This is a genomic window from Mesorhizobium sp. M2A.F.Ca.ET.067.02.1.1, assembly GCF_004023285.1.
Classification (GTDB): domain Bacteria; phylum Pseudomonadota; class Alphaproteobacteria; order Rhizobiales; family Rhizobiaceae; genus Mesorhizobium.
Genome location: NZ_RZSB01001408.1, coordinates 1 through 484, shown reverse-complemented (window position 1 = coordinate 484; position 484 = coordinate 1). Strand labels below are relative to the sequence as shown.

General features: G+C 66.5%; 1 protein-coding gene. It reads left to right on the top strand.

Going from position 1 to position 484, the window contains the following annotated elements:
- Positions 1–484 (top strand): helix-turn-helix domain-containing protein (locus EOA28_RS38075; RefSeq protein WP_148671228.1); only part of this gene is annotated, 484 nt, incomplete at both ends.

The window sequence follows — 484 nt, the reverse complement described above, 5'->3', positions numbered from 1 at the left end:
ATCGCCATCCTCGACGCATTCACCCCCGCTGACCGCTCGCTCGGCCTGGCCGAGATCGCGACCCGCACCGGCCTCTACAAGAGCACCATACTGAGGCTCGCCAACTCGCTGATGCGCGGGCAATTGCTGGAACGCCTGGACGACGGGCGCTATCGCATCGGGCCGGCCACCTTCAGGCTTGGCGCGATCTACCAGCGCTCGGTGGTGGCGATGGATGTCCTGCTGCCGATCATGCGCGACCTGTCCGAGCGGAGTTGGGAAAGCGTCGCCTTCTATGTCCGCTCCGGCGACGTCCGTACCTGCCTCTACCGCGTCGAGTCCAAGCATCCGATCCGCTACACGATCCGCGAGGGCGACGTGCTGCCCTTGCTGGCCGGCTCCGGCGGCCGCGTGCTCGCGGCATTTTCGGGCGAGCCGGGCGAGCCCTATGAGACCATCCGCGAAGACTATCATCACTTGTCGGTGGGCGATCGCGATCCCGAGA